This is a genomic window from Neoalteromonas arenosi, assembly GCF_030362855.1.
Classification (GTDB): domain Bacteria; phylum Pseudomonadota; class Gammaproteobacteria; order Enterobacterales; family Alteromonadaceae; genus Alteromonas_E; species Alteromonas_E arenosi.
On sequence record NZ_JAUCBP010000001.1, the window covers coordinates 176,471 to 192,060 of the forward strand.

Here is a 15,590-nt window from a genome sequence, read left to right on the forward strand (position 1 = left end):
AATCAATTGTTTAGTCATTTCGTTCCACTCTACCGCTATTCACATAATAGTCAAAATAAGGGCCTGTTGATAGCCTGAAGCGGCATCGCTGCTGCGTCTGGCCATTTTCGTCAACACCGTCATCGTAATACTCGGCAATCACTCGAAAATCATCAACGCGGGACTGCATATTTAGCACCCCTTGCCAGACCCGTTCGCAGCCTTGGCTGTCATTGCCAACAAAGGGCCAACCCGACGGGGACATGCGCAAAGGCCTGCGGCCGGTTTCTCGGCCTTGAAAGTCATATTGCACCATCATGATCATCTGCGGTCGCCCTTCAGCCTGCCACTGCCAATGCGCGTTGATTGTATTACTGGTAAATTGTTGGGCGAGATTGTCCATCATCTCAGCATGAACATCTGGTTCGGACTCATTAAAGTACAGGATTGCAACTACCATCAGGGCAACGAACAAAACCACAATAATAATATTACTAAAGATATTGCTGTGGGCTCTTTCTGAGACGTCGTTTGGCTTCATTAGTTGCCCCCTCGAATTGCGCCCATCATATCCCACATTGGTGTAAATATGCCCAATGCCAGTACTAAAACCATACCCGCAACGATACCAATCAGAATTGGCTCAATTTTCGACGTCAGACTCTTTAAGTCGTAATCGACCTCTCGTTCATAGTAGCTTGCGGTTTCCGCCAACAATTCATCAACTCGTCCGGTCTCCTCGCCAACACTGATCATTTGCATAACTAAAGGAGTAAACAAACCGCTGGCATTTGCCACGCGAGTTAGGTTCTCGCCACGCTCAATTGAACGCCGCATATCCAATACTTTTTCCGCCATAAACGCATTACTGACCGCGTCAGCAACTAAATTAAGCGCCGTGGTTAAAGGTACTCCTGCCTTTAGCATCATGGCAAAACTACGCGAGAAACGGCCCAGTAACGAACGTTCTATAATGTTGCCAACGATCGGTAGACGCAATTTTGTACGATCCCAATTCCAGCGCCCTTTTTCGGTTTGCAAATAACGGTAAACGGCAAATCCAGCCAGCGCTAAACAGCCAACCATATAAGGCCATTTGGTTAGGAAGAAATCAGACATTCCCATTAAAATTCGCGTCATCAATGGCAACTCTGCATCAAACCGACTGAACATACTCGCGAAAATAGGTATGACCCATATATTCATTACGATTAACGCAATGATAAGCGCAAAAATAACAAACATCGGGTAACGCGTTGCCGCTTTAATTTGCTTGCGCGTCTCTTGCTCGCGTTCCAAGTATTCTGCCAACTGTAAAAAAGCTAAGTCTAATTGCCCCGTGTTTTCACCCACGTGAACAACCGAAACGAACAGTTGGGTAAACACCTTTGGATGTTGATTCATAGCCGAAGACAAGTTCCGCCCACGCTCTAATTGCTCGATGACATCTTGCAATGCAATACGCATTCGCAATGACGTTGTTGTGTCGGCCAATCCAGCTACTGAGCGCAAAATCGGAATACCGGCACGCGTTAGAGAATACATTTGCCTGGCAAAGATCACTAAGTCGTCAAGCTTAACCCCCGGTGTTAGGAAGTTAACATTTTGAGATGATTCCTGACCTTTGCTACTGCGTGTACCGGCTAATATTTCAATCGGCACAATGCTGCGCGACGCTAACATTTTTGCCGCTGTGGATTCATCAGCCGCATCAATCACGCCGCGGGTTAACTCCCCATCTACCTGACGTCCGGTATAACTAAATTTAGCCATCTGGAATATCCTCCAGACTCAACCCACCACCCAGCCCCTGAGTCGGCTCTGCAGTGTTGCCTAATGACTGACTTTTTACTTCCTGCGGCGCCTGTATTTGCTCAAGATGTGAGGTTTCATCCAACTGATAATCGATATCGCGTTCTGCCACGATCTCGACCAACTTTAATACTTCCTCAACCGTTGTCACACCCATTTTAGCGTAAGTTAAAGCAGTGTGAGCTAACGGTCGGTACCCCTTGCTCTCTCTTGCTGCTTGCGAAAACGATTCTGTGTCATTCGTCTTCAGCGCAGTCATCATCTGTTCATTCATCTCAAGCAATTCAAACACACCAACACGACCGCGGTAGCCAGTCTGGTTGCATTTTTGACAGCCTAACCCACGTTTAAACGTGATCTCACCTGCGGACTCTTCGATATGATTCAACCAGAATAATTCGTCTTCGTCAGGCTGATAATCGACACTACAATTGTCACAGACGCGTCTGACAAGACGCTGTGCAACAATAGCGCGTAGTGATGTCGCTACCAGGTAACCCGGCGCCCCCATATCGAGCAGTCGAATTGCGCTGCTGATAGCGTCATTGGTATGCAGGGTTGAAAGTACCAAGTGACCGGTCAAAGCACCACGCAAACCGATCTCGACGGTTTCATGGTCACGCATCTCGCCCACCATGATGATATCTGGATCTTGCCGCAGTGTGGTACGTAAGATGCTACTAAACGACAAATCGATTTTGTTGTTAACCTGTACTTGATTAATTCGAGGCAAACGGTACTCAACCGGATCTTCAACGGTGATTATTTTCTTCGCCGCTTGATTTAATTCACTCAATGCGCCGTAAAGGGTTGTAGTTTTACCCGACCCAGTTGGACCTGTAACCAAGATCATGCCATGCGGCCGTTTCAATAACGTCCTAAAGCGCGCCAGTATCGTATTTGGCATGCCGGTTTGATCAAGTGTTAGCACACCCGCTGATTGATCAAGTAAACGCATCACGACCGACTCGCCCGCTTGGATCGGCATTGTTGATAAACGCACATCAATTCGGTGACCTTTGATCCTAACTTGTGTCCGGCCGTCTTGCGGTAGCCGCTTCTCAGAGATATCCAGCCCCGCCATCAGTTTTAGCCGTAAGACCAATGCGGCAGCTATGTTCTTTTCTTTGATGACCGTTTCTTGCAATACACCATCAACCCGCTGGCGAATGCGCAATTGGTTCTCATCGGGCTCGATATGTATATCTGACGCTTTGGCTTGAACCGCATCCTCGAAAATAGACTGGAGTAACTTCGCGACAGCAGTGTCATTGCCCTCCTCGAGATCGCCGGTTAGATCAAACTCATCATCAGTGTCGTACTCTTCGGCAAGCTCTTGAGCAAACGAAGCAATTTCTTCTGTTTTGCGATAGAAATTATCGTAAGCCCCGAACAGCTGCCCTTCACTGACCACGGCAACCTTGACCGGCTTGGCTAACAGTTCATTAAGACTGTCAATTGCGGCTAAGTCTGCAGGGTCACTCATCGCAACCAGTAAATGATCCCCTTTGTCTTCAAGTACAAGAGCGCGGTATCGGCGTGCCTGAATCTCTGGCAGTAATCGCACCGCATTAGGATCGACTCGATACTGATCAATATCTATCAGCGGCACTTTTAAATGCTCTGACAGCAACTGTAATAACTGAGCTTCGCTGACCAATTGCATTTCAATCAGCGTGGCACCCAGTTTACGGCCACTTTTGCGCTGCTCCGCAAGTGCTTCCATTAATTGATCATTAGTAATCAATTCATGTTGTACAAGTAAGTCGCCTAATCTGATTCGTTTTTGCTGATTCATTGGGCACCTACTAGAAGACTGATTCGCTGTTGCACAAAGCGCTGCACGTCGCGGCTTAACTGATTCATACTTGCAGCTTGCTGATAGGCAGCCAACGCTTGCGCAGATGCACCGACTCGTTCACTTGATATTGCTAGTCCAAGCCACCAACGCGCCTGTTCCGGTTGCAGCTGGGTCAAGCGCATGTAGTCTTCAAACGCAATGGCGTATTCCCCCAATTGGTCAGCCATCGCCGCTCGGACACCTAAATATTCAGCATTTATGCTGGTTAATGTGCCCTCTGGATTCAATATCGCAAACGCGGCCTGTGTCTGTTGTTGTTGCTCCAATAAACGCGCCAACATCAAGCGCATGCTGGCATCTTGAGGATATAATTGCACCCCTGCATCTAACACAACACGAGCGCGAACAACCTGACCTTGAGCAAACAACAGCGCCGCTAATTTTTTGCGCGCCGCCGTGTTCGTCGGCTCTTGCACAATCAACTGTTCTAACAATTGGATAGCGAGTTCATCTTGCCCGGAACGGACAGCCGCTTGAGCTCTGTCGCGCAATGATGAAGCGTCACTGTTGCCCGTTGCAGACTGCTTGGAGAAAGCGCTAGGAGTTTCAACAACAACCTCATCATCAGACCTAATATTGACCGGCATTTCCGATACTTGAACGGCAACCGGCTCCGGTGCAATCTGCGCATTCTCAGCCGGCTCTAACATTGCGTCACTGACGGTTGTAGTTACCGATTCGAGAACGGTGCCGTCGATCGGTTCAACGGTTGCTAATTGTTCTTGTTGTTCTGCCTCAGGGTCGGTTTTAACCGCCATCGGTTTAGCGTTTGCAACTTCAGTGACTAGCGTTTGTTGCTCAGATTGACTAGCGTGCTCTTTTACACTTGGATGGGTTTGATTGCTATGTAAGTACCAACCCACCATGCCAGCCATTAATAGTAACAGTACAATAACAATAACCCAGCTCAGCGGTACTTGTTTTGATTTGCTCGACGGCTGATAAACCGCAGAAACGCCATGTTCATCCGCTTGACGCTGTTCTAAGTCTTTGAGCATTTGATTTACCACGCTCATTGTCGACTCCATGGCGCAAAATACACCAGTAGCGTGAACGCAACGCAGGTTAATAGTACTAGGGTCCAGATTATCCAGTAGGTTGGCTTGAGTGCGTGGGCGGCTTCTGTATCAGCTATTGCCGCGCGAATATCGGCTGTTTCGATTTTGTTTCGCCCCTGACCGTAAGCCAGCATCAGGGCTTTGTGGCACAACACGTTGACGACGCGTGGTGTCCCTTGGCTAGCTCTAAACAACGCCTCTGCACAACGCCGGTCAAATAACTCTACACCCGAGTAACCGGCGATTCGCATTCGGTGCTGAACATATTGATGGACCTGATCGGCATCCATAAGGCGAAGTGAATAGCTAAACGTAATTCGTTGCTTTAACTGCCTTAACTCAGGCAAACCCAATTTTTCATCGAGTTCAGGCTGGCCAAACAATACAACCTGCAATAATTTACGTGATTCTGTTTCTAAGTTTGTCATTAAGCGCAATGACTCAATCGACTCTACCGGCAGTGCTTGTGCCTCATCTATTATTAATACTACGCTCTGACGCTGTTGGTGAATATCGATTAATCGTTGCTGGATGCGCTGAGTAAACTCTTGTTGATCACTGTTTTCAGTTAACTCAACACCTAGCTCGGTCGCAACCGCCCGACGCAATTCCGATGGCGATAACATTGGGTTGGGGATGTACGCAGACACAAAGTGATCGGGTAGTTCATTAAGTAACTTACGGCAAATAAGGGTTTTCCCAGTCCCTACTTCACCTGTCACCTTGATAAATCCCTCACCGGTTTTCAAAGCAGTGGTCAACACCTGCAACGCCTCTTGATGACTAGGCAAGCCAAAGAAGTATTGCGTGTTTGGGGTGAGTGTAAACGGGAGCTCCTTGATCCCGAAGTGATACAGGTACATGGCTAATCCACGTATAACCAGTCAGCCATTTGCTCTTGGCTCATCTGTAGTTGTTCAGACCACGTACCAACACCAACGACAGTTGGCTTTAACAAAATAATCAACTCACTTTTTACTTCTTTGTCGCGGCGATTCTTGAATAGCTCGCCAAAAAATGGAATATCGCCCAGCAATGGTGTTTTAGAATTAACTTCTGTGATACTGGACTGCATCAAACCACCAATCACGACAATTTCGCCGGAGTTTGCGCGAATAACGGTATCCGATTCACGAATTGTGCTTTGTGCCAATGGCAATACAATTTGCTCTTGGTTCAACGTCACAACTTTCTCTTGTTCTTGCGTCTCTATGACCGATGGGTGAATGTGTAACAGCACACTCCCTCGTTCATCAATCTGCGGGGTTACATCAAGCGCAATGCCAGAGAAAAATGGCGTTAACTCAATGTCCGGCACAACAGATGTCGTTGTTGAAGTGATCGTATTTTGGCTCGATACATCAGTCACAAAGTATTCATCATCACCTACTTTGATAACTGCCTTTTGGTTGTTGGTGGCTGTGACCCTTGGACTGGAAAGGACTTGTACATTGCCCTGAGTGGATAGCAAGTTAAGTACGCCCGAGAAATCCTGGTTTAAGAAAGAAAGGCTAGTTACACCGCCTAATGCGGCAGAAACCTCATTGCCCAAAGTCCCGGCTGAGGTCGAGAATTCAAAGTCTGTACTGCCGGCATGGGCTAATACTTGGTTCCAGTTGATCCCTTGCTGATATTCATCATTTAGCGACACCTCTAAAATTCGCGCCTCTAAGACTACTTGACGTTGCAGATTTGTCTCAGACACTTGCAAATAGTCCCGCACTGATTTCAATTCCTCAGGCAAGGCTCGCACTGTCACTAGACCGGCTTGGGGTGTTACAAACACTACACGGCCATCTTCAGTGCCAATCATTGATTGCAACGCGCCTTGCAAGTCTTCCCAAAAATTGGTTTCCGTTCGGGTGCTAATCACCGTGCCGTTGACATTGTTATTCAATCCACCGCCGAGATTATTGCTGTTCTGACTGTTGCCGCTGAAATTGTTGAGGGCACCGTTGCCACCGCTTTGATTGTTGCCTTGAGATTGAGAAACGCCGCCTGAAATGATACTGGTTTGCGTAGCCCCATCGCGTTGCATAAGCAAGTAATTGATATTGAATGTCTCGGTGCGCATACCCGACGGTCGAACGCGATAAATAGTTCCTTGACGATCGATGTCAAACCCGTACAGTTCCCCAACCAAATCAAACACTTGATCTAAAGACACTTGTTTTAAGTTCATCGATATAGTGCCGCTAACTTCTGGGTGCATCGCCACACTGTAAGGCGTGTCGGTCACCAAGCCGGCAAAAAATGCTGAAGCGTCCACACCTTGAGCGTTAATATCGTATTTCTCACTGCCAAACAGGCCTGAATCTTGGGCACTAGGTGGCGCTTGTAGAGCTGCAGTGACTGCTGCCGGCAACTCTTGCAATTCATCAACTTGCTGCTGTTGTGTTTGCTGCTCATTGGCGACCTGTTCTTGTAGTTGCTGTTGGAGTGATGTTTCCACATGGCTAGGCGGAGTTGTCGAACAGCCCGCCAGCATGACTGTGGCAGCAAGCACAGAAGTTCCCCAACGCGACAAGACTGAAGAGGAGTTGTGTGTGTTATTAGAATGTTTCTGTTGCATTGCTCTTTATTTCACCCGTTGAATTCACATGGAGCACACGCTCCTCAATTGTGCCGTTTAAAGACAGCTCAACTACCACACTGTCGGCTTCAATCTGTTTTATTTTAGTCCCTAAGTACTCATCACCAACGCGCATCGGGACACCGTTGATTACTGCTACACGGTGGCGTTGAGTGAATAACACTGCATCGAGATTTAGGCTGCCATTTTGCGTAGTGCTGCCTGCAGATGTATTCGCTATTGCTGGCATGTTAGTTGGCCGCGTTGGATCCTTAATCCCCTGAGCTTGCGCCGTAGCAGCGCAAATAAGCAATAATCCAAATCCAAGTCTCGTCATGTTACTGCACCCCCATAAAAGCTCGGCTAGTACTGAGTGTAAACAACTCTAAAGTAATAGTCGCATTGGGATATTCACTTACCTGATAGTCGAGTGAGCGCCAGTAAATTTGATAAGGATAGGCCTCAACCGTTTCAAGGTAGTGCAGTACATTGGCGTAGCCACCTTCAAAAACAAACTTTACCCCATGTTGGTAAAGCGGCAGGTCAGCATTTTCAGCATCATCAGCAAACACACTAACAGGCGCGATCGAGGCAAACTCTACAAGCGTTAAGTTATCAGCCGCCGCCAGCATTTGCTCGATGACCAAAGGCATTTGCTTAGCAGGCACAAGTTCGCGCATTTGCGTCGCGAACTCTAAATCCAGTGAATCTATGCGCTGATTCAGGTCGGCTATGCGCTGCTCTAATTTGCGATTTGGATCGTCAGCAATCGCCTCTTGCAGCAAGGTCAAATTTTGTTCAGCTTGCAGCAACTCTAGCTCCTTAGTATCCAAGTCGGCTGTCACCCGATTATTATCCTTCATTTGTGGCTCTACTATGAATGTAAATCCAGCAAATAAAATCAGAATAACCCCCGTAAGGACAATAAGATTGCGTTCGCGCTTGCTCAGAGCAAGGAACTGTTCATTCCACTTATCGAACACTACTGCTGACCTCCCGCCTCGTTGCCGCGCGAAGTACTCAACGTGAACAGTAACGCTCGTTCTTGTCGGAACACCCTAGCTTGATCAAATTGCTTACCCGAAAAATACTGTGTCCCACCTAAACGACTCACCCATTGCGGAACTGACTCAGGCTGCAACGCCTGACCATCAAAAATCATACTGTCTTCGGTGATGCTTATGCGCGTCAACCACAAATCATCTTGATGCTGTTGTGCAAGTTCTTGAAGCATCAACGAAAAGCTTGTGGATTTCAGGTTTTCTCGATCTTCAAGAGCCTCTTTAAGGCGCTGCTTATCCTGTAATGTGTCTTGTAGGCCCGCAAACACCGCAAGTAATTGCGGATCTTCGTTTCGGTCTTTCAGTGCTTGCGTAAGTTCGTTGGCTAAACTTTGTTTCTGGTTAATGTTGTCTTGCAGGCTCACAAGTCGTTTTTGATCAACACTGCCCTGCAGTGTCAAGCCTATACGAACACCAATGACTATCAACAGCAGTACGACAAACAGCGTTACAACCGTCCCTAAGCTCATCAATTCCAATTGCGGTCTATATTCAGGCAGGTAGAGATTCACACGTTGCTTCATGCTGCACTCCCCGTAGCATTGCGCTGTTCATTAAACGCCATTAGCGCGGCGCCGATACATTGGAAATTCATGCCTGATATTGCACCGACTTCAGAGGTAACATCTAACTCGAAGGGCTCTACGTCAAGACGCATAATGTCTGCGATTTGTTGACCTATTGCTGTACTATTGGAAGCTTCTATATTGAACAAAATCTTGCGTACTGGCGCCTGGCGCAATTGACCTTCAAAATAGTCCATGGAACGCTGTAATTGCACAGTAAGTGAATCCATGACCCCCATTTTGAGCTCTTCAATTGAAAAACTGCCTAAGTTTTCGAAACCCTTTAGGCTGCGAGAAAAGTACAAGGCACCGCTTTTAATGATTGCTAACTGAATTTCTTCACCGGCGCGCTGTAACAGAGTCATGACAGGCTCCTCCGTTACCGGCAATATCTCGCAATTGGTTAGCTCTTCTACTGAAATAGTTGTGAGCTGCAATCCCGCATCCATGGTTGCAGTGATAATGGCGTCAATGTCCTCTTTGGCAACAAGCGAAACATTTACATTGTTGCGACCCGCAACCTGAGCCGGCGAGTCAAAATAATCAAAAGTCATCTCGCGATTGTCACCGCTGCTCATCTCCTTTACAGGCCAGGAGAGTGCTTGACGTAACTCGTTATCAGGCACTTGCGGCTTTTCAACTTGGTAAACGTTGTATGCATGTGTGCCGATAGACACGCCACAAAGCGCATTTCCAATCTTGTTTTTATTAACCCAATTAACAAGTTCTTTCTGCCATTGGATTGTAGGGACTTCGTGATATAAGGCGATATTAGGCTGGGATTGGTGATGTGTAATCGCACAGAAACTCGCGGTATCTTCAGACAAACTCACGCCTATAGCCGCGTAGGAGGACTTACGCTGAAACTTAGATTTTATGTATTGCCGCCATCCGATTCGCATTATTTTATTGTTGTCGCGTTATCTGACTCAATTACATCAAAGATAACAGTAAACTTCTACTGTTAAAACCACCGAGCAAAGATGAAATCAGAGATCCATACAAATTGTGTTAACTCTCTGATGAAAATAAAAAAGCCGACGCCACGGAAATGGCTGCCGGTTTTTCAAATCTAGCGCTTGTTGTGTCGCAAACCAATCTCTTTTTTAATTAACAGACAACTTCCATCGGGCAAGTTTGATGCAAATAATTTTAGACCACCGTCAGTTTCAAACGCCGACACATTGCGGTTTACGCTATCTACGTATTTGTAATCTTGCTGTTGATTTGCCCAAGCAATACAGGACTTGCGCTCAGACCACGTTCGCGTATATTCAAACGTACAATATCCATCGGCTGTTGGCGTAATTGTCATATTGTATTGAACATCTCCGTCAGAGAAGTTTTGCTCAATAAAATAGCTTATTGGCTGGCTATTAGGGTTTTCGGTTGCTGATAGAACGCGCGCACCGTAATTGTTACCAATGAAATCGTGTAGCATTTCGATTGTTGACAGACATGCGGTATGCCCCTGTTGTTTGGCCAAATCGACCAGAATCTTAGCGTCAGCAGTTGCTACAGATAATGAAATTAACAATGCTAGGCCAGCACTCAATAAACCTTTTAGTTTCATTTTTTCCTCCTGAAAAACTAACCCGTCGATAATGGCATAGGGCGATAAAAAGATGACATATGTCGGGAATCAGCGCAACCAAAAAAGCCCCTTAAAATAAGAGGCTTAGTAAATTTATAGTACTGGAACTTAGAACGGAATATCGTCGTCAAAATCAAAGTCTGGCTCTGCCATTGGTGGTGGCTGATTACCTTGATTCTGAGGTGGGCGTTGACCACCACCTGGCTGCGGTTGATAACCGCCTTGGTTTTGACCGCCCTGGCCTTGATTGCCACTGTGCTGACCGCTTTGTTGGCCACCGGCATTTTGATTCTGTGGGCGCTGCTGATAACCACCGCCTTGACCCGCGCCTTCGCCGCGGCCACCTAACATTTGCATTTGGTCGGCAATGATTTCAGTCGTATAACGATCTTGGCCTTGTTGATCCTGCCATTTACGCGTTTGCAGCTTTCCTTCGAGGTAGACCTGTGAGCCTTTTTTCAGATACTCACCCGCAACTTCAGCGAGGCGTCGGTACATTGTTACGCGGTGCCATTCGGTCCGTTCCTGCATATTACCTTGTTGGTCTTTCCAACTTTCACTGGTTGCGATGCTAAGGTTGGCTACTGCATTGCCATTCGGCATGTAACGGATTTCTGGATCGTTACCTAAATTCCCGACCAAAATTACTTTATTGACGCCTCGACTGGCCATGAATTGTTTCTCCTAATTATTGTTTTTTGCTAGTGCATCTTGTGCGCGCTGATGATCAAATCGATGATCGACTCTTAAGTACACAAGGTGTTGCTCTAATGCGGGGTTTATTTCCACAATACCAGGGATCTGGGTCAGCGTTTGACGAACTTGATCTGCACTAGTTGCCGCATTCTCAATGCGTAGTGTAACGCGTTTTATGGAAGGATGGGTATTGAATCTGAAAAATAAACCCATCCACAAAATCGTTACAGTGATAATAACAGCATACACTGCTTCGGTACCATGCCAACTGGTAATCAGGCCAGACCATAAGCCACCGAGAAATGCACCGAAAAACTGACAACTAGCATACACACCCATGGCTGTGCCGCGCGCACCGGCAGGCGCAAAAATACTGACCAAAGCAGGCATGCGTGCTTCCAGATAATTAAATCCAGCAAAAAAAGCGACCAACAAGGTCAGCAGTGATGAGACGGTCAGCGGAAGCCATGCTAATCCCACAATAGCTATCGCCATAAGAAAAATGCAAAACTGAATACTGACACCCGTTTTCACCTTGGCTGCTGCACGCATGATGATGCCAAGAAAAACAATCGAAAGCAGTAATACCGGTAGGTATATTTGCCAATGCTCACCGAGTGCAAATCCCGCCTCTATCAATTGTGGTGGGATCAATATAAAAAGTGTGGTGATCAGCATATGCAGCAACGCAACGCTCACATTTAATTTCAATAACGGCTGATGGTTTAGTACGAAGCGCAAATGATGTTGCTGCGGCAATGTCTCAGGATTAGCGTGTTGCGCGGTAGGCGTGGGCACTACAAAAATGACTAAAAGTATCGACACGATAGCTAGACCTGCGGTCACCCAAAACAGTCCAGATAAACCCCATTGACCGGCCAGCAAAGGCCCAATTAAAACCGCTACGTAAAATGACATACCGATTGAGATGCCGATAATTGCCATCACTTTGGTCCGCTGCTCCGCGCGCGTCGTATCTGCGGCAAGCGCCATAACAGAACCAGCGATGGCACCCATACCTTGCAGCACCCGCCCAATGACTAAACCTGTCATATTCTCTGCCAGTGCAGCAACTACACTACCGATGGCAAATACCGTCAGACCAACATATATAACTGGCTTACGGCCGAACCTATCAGACAGCATTCCCACCGGTATCTGCAGTACCGCCTGAGTCAACCCGTACCCGCCGATCGCTAACCCCAACCAAACCGGCGAAAAACCGTCCAGTTCCACAGCGGCAACAGCCAGCACTGGCATTACCATAAATAGGCCGAGCATACGAGACATGTAAACTGCAGCCAGAGAGAAGGCTGCGCGAAATTCAGCTGCGTTCAATTATCTTTTCTTTACTACATTATTGCGGCGCGCAAGTGTATCACAAATGGTTGATCCGGATAACCTTGAAACTCATAGTTATACACACGGTTTTTTCTAGCATTCGCGCGAAAAGATTTACACATCAATTCGCAACTAACCAGTTTTTTTAATCGCCAGTGTGGCATACTGGCGGTTTTCGTTTTCTCTAGGTCATCATGGACAAAATTGAAGTACGCGGGGCACGCACTCACAATCTCAAGAACATTAATCTGACCCTCCCTCGAGACCAGTTGATAGTTATTACCGGCCTCTCTGGATCAGGTAAATCATCATTGGCATTTGATACGCTATACGCAGAAGGTCAGCGCCGGTATGTGGAATCGTTGTCAGCCTATGCGCGCCAGTTTTTATCGATGATGGAAAAGCCAGACGTAGACCACATCGAAGGCTTGTCACCAGCGATTTCAATTGAGCAAAAATCAACTTCTCACAACCCGCGGTCTACAGTCGGTACGATCACTGAAATCTATGATTACTTGCGTTTACTTTACGCACGAGTAGGCGAGCCGCGTTGTCCTGATCACCATGTACCACTTAACGCCCAAACGGTGAGTCAAATGGTTGATCGCGTTTTGGCTATGCCAGAGGGTGCCAAACTAATGTTGTTAGCCCCAGTTGTGCAAGATCGCAAAGGGGAGCATGTAAAAACCTTAGAGAACTTATCTGCACAAGGGTTTATTCGCGCTCGAATCGATGGTGAAGTCTGTGACTTATCAGATCCTCCCGAACTGGACTTACACAAAAAGCATACTATTGAAGTGGTGGTAGACCGCTTTAAGGTCCGCGACGACCTGCAATTGCGCTTGGCAGAATCATTCGAAACTGCCCTACAATTATCTGCGGGCAATGCCAAAGTCGCCTACATGGACGATCCTGAACAGGAAGAAGTTGTCTTCTCTGCAAACTTTGCATGCCCACATTGTGGATACAGCATTGCAGAGCTGGAGCCACGTATATTTTCATTTAACAACCCCGCTGGAGCTTGCCCTTCGTGCGACGGACTAGGCACTCGGCAGTTTTTTGATCCTGCGCGTGTTGTTACCAACCCTGAACTCAGTCTGTCAGGTGGCGCTATCCGCGGTTGGGATAAACGCAGCTATTATTACTTCCAGATGTTGCAAGCGGTTGCTGATCACTACGATTTCGACCTAACGGTGCCTTTTGAATCCTTAGATGAAAAAGCGCAAGAGGTGGTGCTGCAAGGCAGCAAAGGCAAATCGCTGAAGTTTAAGTACATCAATGACCGTGGCGATGTGATGGAACGCAACCATCCGTTTGAGGGCATTATTCCGAATATGGAGCGGCGCTATCGCGAGACCGAATCAAATGCGGTGCGCGAGGAACTTGCCAAGTATTTAAGTCATCAACCTTGTTCTAGTTGCGGCGGCTCGCGATTGCGGCTAGAGGCTCGTAATGTGTTTATCAATGAGGTAAACCTGCCAACGGTGACTGAGAAATCAATTGCCGAGGCTTTTGACTTCTTTGCCAACCTCGAACTGACCGGTCAACGGGCGCAAATTGCCGAGAAAATCCTTAAAGAGATCCAAGATCGCTTGGGCTTTTTGGTCAATGTTGGTCTCAATTACCTAACCCTGTCTCGCAGTGCTGATACGCTCTCCGGTGGGGAAGCACAGCGTATCCGACTCGCCAGCCAAATCGGTGCGGGGCTAGTTGGGGTTATGTACGTATTAGATGAGCCTTCGATTGGCCTGCATCAACGCGACAATGCACGCTTACTTAAAACCCTGACGCATTTGCGTGACTTGGGCAACACCGTAATTGTGGTTGAGCACGACGAAGACGCTGTGCGCGAGGCTGACTATATTGTTGATATCGGTCCAGGCGCGGGTGTACATGGCGGCGAAATTATTGCTCAAGGCAAACTCGAAGATATTCTCGCCAGCGAGAAATCGCTGACCGGCGCTTATTTGAGTGGTCGTGAATTAATAGCAGTGCCGTCCAAGCGCGGCAAACCCAAAGACAACCAATTTGTGGTGTTAGAAGGCGCTACGGGCAACAACTTAAAAGACGTCACGTTGCGCGTACCGATTGGCTTAATGACCTGTGTCACAGGTGTCTCGGGATCTGGTAAGTCAACCCTAGTAAACGATACGTTCTACCGTATTGCGCATCGCGAACTCAACAAAGCGACTACCGGCGAGCCCGCCCCCTACAAGTCGATTGATGGCATGCAGCACCTCGATAAAGTGGTCGATATTGACCAAAGTCCTATCGGCCGTACCCCGCGCTCAAATCCAGCGACTTACGCCGGTATTTTCACGCCCATACGCGAGTTATTTGCAGGCACGCAAGAGTCACGTTCGCGTGGCTATAAAGCGGGTCGCTTTAGTTTTAACGTCAAGGGTGGTCGTTGTGAGGCATGCCAAGGTGATGGTGTAATTAAGGTTGAGATGCACTTCTTACCGGATGTATATGTACCGTGCGATGTGTGTAAAGGTAAGCGCTATAATCGCGAAACATTGGAAATCCGCTTTAAAAATAAGAATATCCACGAAGTATTAGAGATGACCGTTGAAGAGGCACGGGAATTTTTCGACGCGATACCTTCGATCAGCCGTAAACTGCAAACATTGATGGATGTGGGATTGTCGTATATTCGGTTGGGCCAAGCAGCTACTACGCTCTCTGGTGGTGAAGCGCAACGGGTTAAGCTGGCAAAAGAATTATCCAAGCGCGATACCGGCCAGACCCTGTATATTCTCGATGAGCCGACCACAGGTTTACACTTCCACGATATCCGACAATTGTTAACGGTATTGCATCGCCTACGCGATCACGGCAATACTGTAGTGGTGATCGAGCACAACCTCGACGTTATAAAAACGGCCGATTGGATAGTCGATCTCGGTCCAGAAGGAGGTTCTGGTGGTGGCACAATAGTCGCTGAGGGGACGCCCGAGGATATTTGTAAAGTCAGTGAATCGCACACGGGTCACTTCTTAAAACCCATGTTAAAACAACAATAAAAAACGCGATCAGTAGGAACGAAT

Annotated in this window: 14 protein-coding genes; 1 reads left to right on the forward strand and 13 read right to left on the reverse strand. The window is 47.4% G+C overall.

Annotated features, from left to right (window positions below; genetic code table 11):
- Positions 1-10 precede the first annotated feature (10 nt).
- The 13 genes from QTP81_RS00805 to QTP81_RS00865 all read right to left on the reverse strand — a co-directional run bounded on the left by QTP81_RS00805 (position 11) and on the right by QTP81_RS00865 (position 12,537).
- Positions 11-520 (reverse strand): hypothetical protein, encoded by a 510-nt coding sequence (locus QTP81_RS00805; RefSeq protein ID WP_289363049.1) that lies wholly within the window; start codon positions 518-520, stop codon positions 11-13.
- Positions 520-1,752 (reverse strand): type II secretion system F family protein, encoded by a 1,233-nt coding sequence (locus tag QTP81_RS00810; RefSeq protein ID WP_289363050.1) that lies wholly within the window; start codon positions 1,750-1,752, stop codon positions 520-522. Before QTP81_RS00810 ends, QTP81_RS00805 begins: the two co-directional genes overlap by 1 nt.
- The gene (locus QTP81_RS00815; protein WP_289363051.1) at positions 1,745-3,589 is read right to left on the reverse strand and encodes a GspE/PulE family protein; all 1,845 of its coding nucleotides are present in this window, start codon (positions 3,587-3,589) and stop codon (positions 1,745-1,747) included. The genes QTP81_RS00810 and QTP81_RS00815 overlap by 8 nt, the downstream gene beginning before the upstream one ends.
- Positions 3,586-4,668, reverse strand: coding sequence for a tetratricopeptide repeat protein (locus tag QTP81_RS00820; RefSeq protein WP_289363052.1), 1,083 nt, complete (start codon positions 4,666-4,668; stop codon positions 3,586-3,588). Before QTP81_RS00820 ends, QTP81_RS00815 begins: the two co-directional genes overlap by 4 nt.
- Positions 4,665-5,573: an ExeA family protein gene (locus QTP81_RS00825; protein WP_289363053.1), complete on the reverse strand. Its 909-nt coding sequence runs from the start codon at positions 5,571-5,573 to the stop codon at positions 4,665-4,667. The genes QTP81_RS00820 and QTP81_RS00825 overlap by 4 nt, the downstream gene beginning before the upstream one ends.
- A gap of 2 nt (positions 5,574-5,575) precedes the next feature.
- The gene (mshL, locus tag QTP81_RS00830; protein ID WP_289363370.1) at positions 5,576-7,198 is read right to left on the reverse strand and encodes a pilus (MSHA type) biogenesis protein MshL; all 1,623 of its coding nucleotides are present in this window, start codon (positions 7,196-7,198) and stop codon (positions 5,576-5,578) included.
- 64 nt (positions 7,199-7,262) lie between these two features.
- A complete protein-coding gene (locus tag QTP81_RS00835; protein WP_289363054.1) occupies positions 7,263-7,619 on the reverse strand; it encodes a hypothetical protein in 357 nt (118 codons plus the stop codon).
- A gap of 1 nt (position 7,620) precedes the next feature.
- Positions 7,621-8,265: a hypothetical protein gene (locus tag QTP81_RS00840; RefSeq protein ID WP_289363055.1), complete on the reverse strand. Its 645-nt coding sequence runs from the start codon at positions 8,263-8,265 to the stop codon at positions 7,621-7,623.
- Positions 8,265-8,867 (reverse strand): PilN domain-containing protein, encoded by a 603-nt coding sequence (locus QTP81_RS00845; RefSeq protein ID WP_289363057.1) that lies wholly within the window; start codon positions 8,865-8,867, stop codon positions 8,265-8,267. The genes QTP81_RS00840 and QTP81_RS00845 overlap by 1 nt, the downstream gene beginning before the upstream one ends.
- Positions 8,864-9,742, reverse strand: coding sequence for an MSHA biogenesis protein MshI (locus QTP81_RS00850; protein ID WP_289363058.1), 879 nt, complete (start codon positions 9,740-9,742; stop codon positions 8,864-8,866). Before QTP81_RS00850 ends, QTP81_RS00845 begins: the two co-directional genes overlap by 4 nt.
- Positions 9,743-9,981: 239 nt before the next feature.
- Positions 9,982-10,482: a hypothetical protein gene (locus QTP81_RS00855; protein ID WP_289363059.1), complete on the reverse strand. Its 501-nt coding sequence runs from the start codon at positions 10,480-10,482 to the stop codon at positions 9,982-9,984.
- A gap of 129 nt (positions 10,483-10,611) precedes the next feature.
- Positions 10,612-11,175 carry a single-stranded DNA-binding protein gene (gene ssb, locus QTP81_RS00860; RefSeq protein ID WP_289363060.1) on the reverse strand — a complete coding sequence of 188 codons (564 nt, stop codon included), beginning with the start codon at positions 11,173-11,175 and terminating at the stop codon, positions 10,612-10,614.
- A gap of 12 nt (positions 11,176-11,187) precedes the next feature.
- Positions 11,188-12,537, reverse strand: a complete 1,350-nt coding sequence (locus QTP81_RS00865; RefSeq protein WP_289363061.1) for an MFS transporter — start codon at positions 12,535-12,537, stop codon at positions 11,188-11,190.
- Positions 12,538-12,734: 197 nt separating this feature from the next.
- Here QTP81_RS00865 and uvrA point away from each other — a divergent pair, with 197 nt between their 5' ends.
- A complete protein-coding gene (uvrA, locus tag QTP81_RS00870; RefSeq protein WP_289363063.1) occupies positions 12,735-15,566 on the forward strand; it encodes an excinuclease ABC subunit UvrA in 2,832 nt (943 codons plus the stop codon).
- Positions 15,567-15,590: the final 24 nt, after the last annotated feature.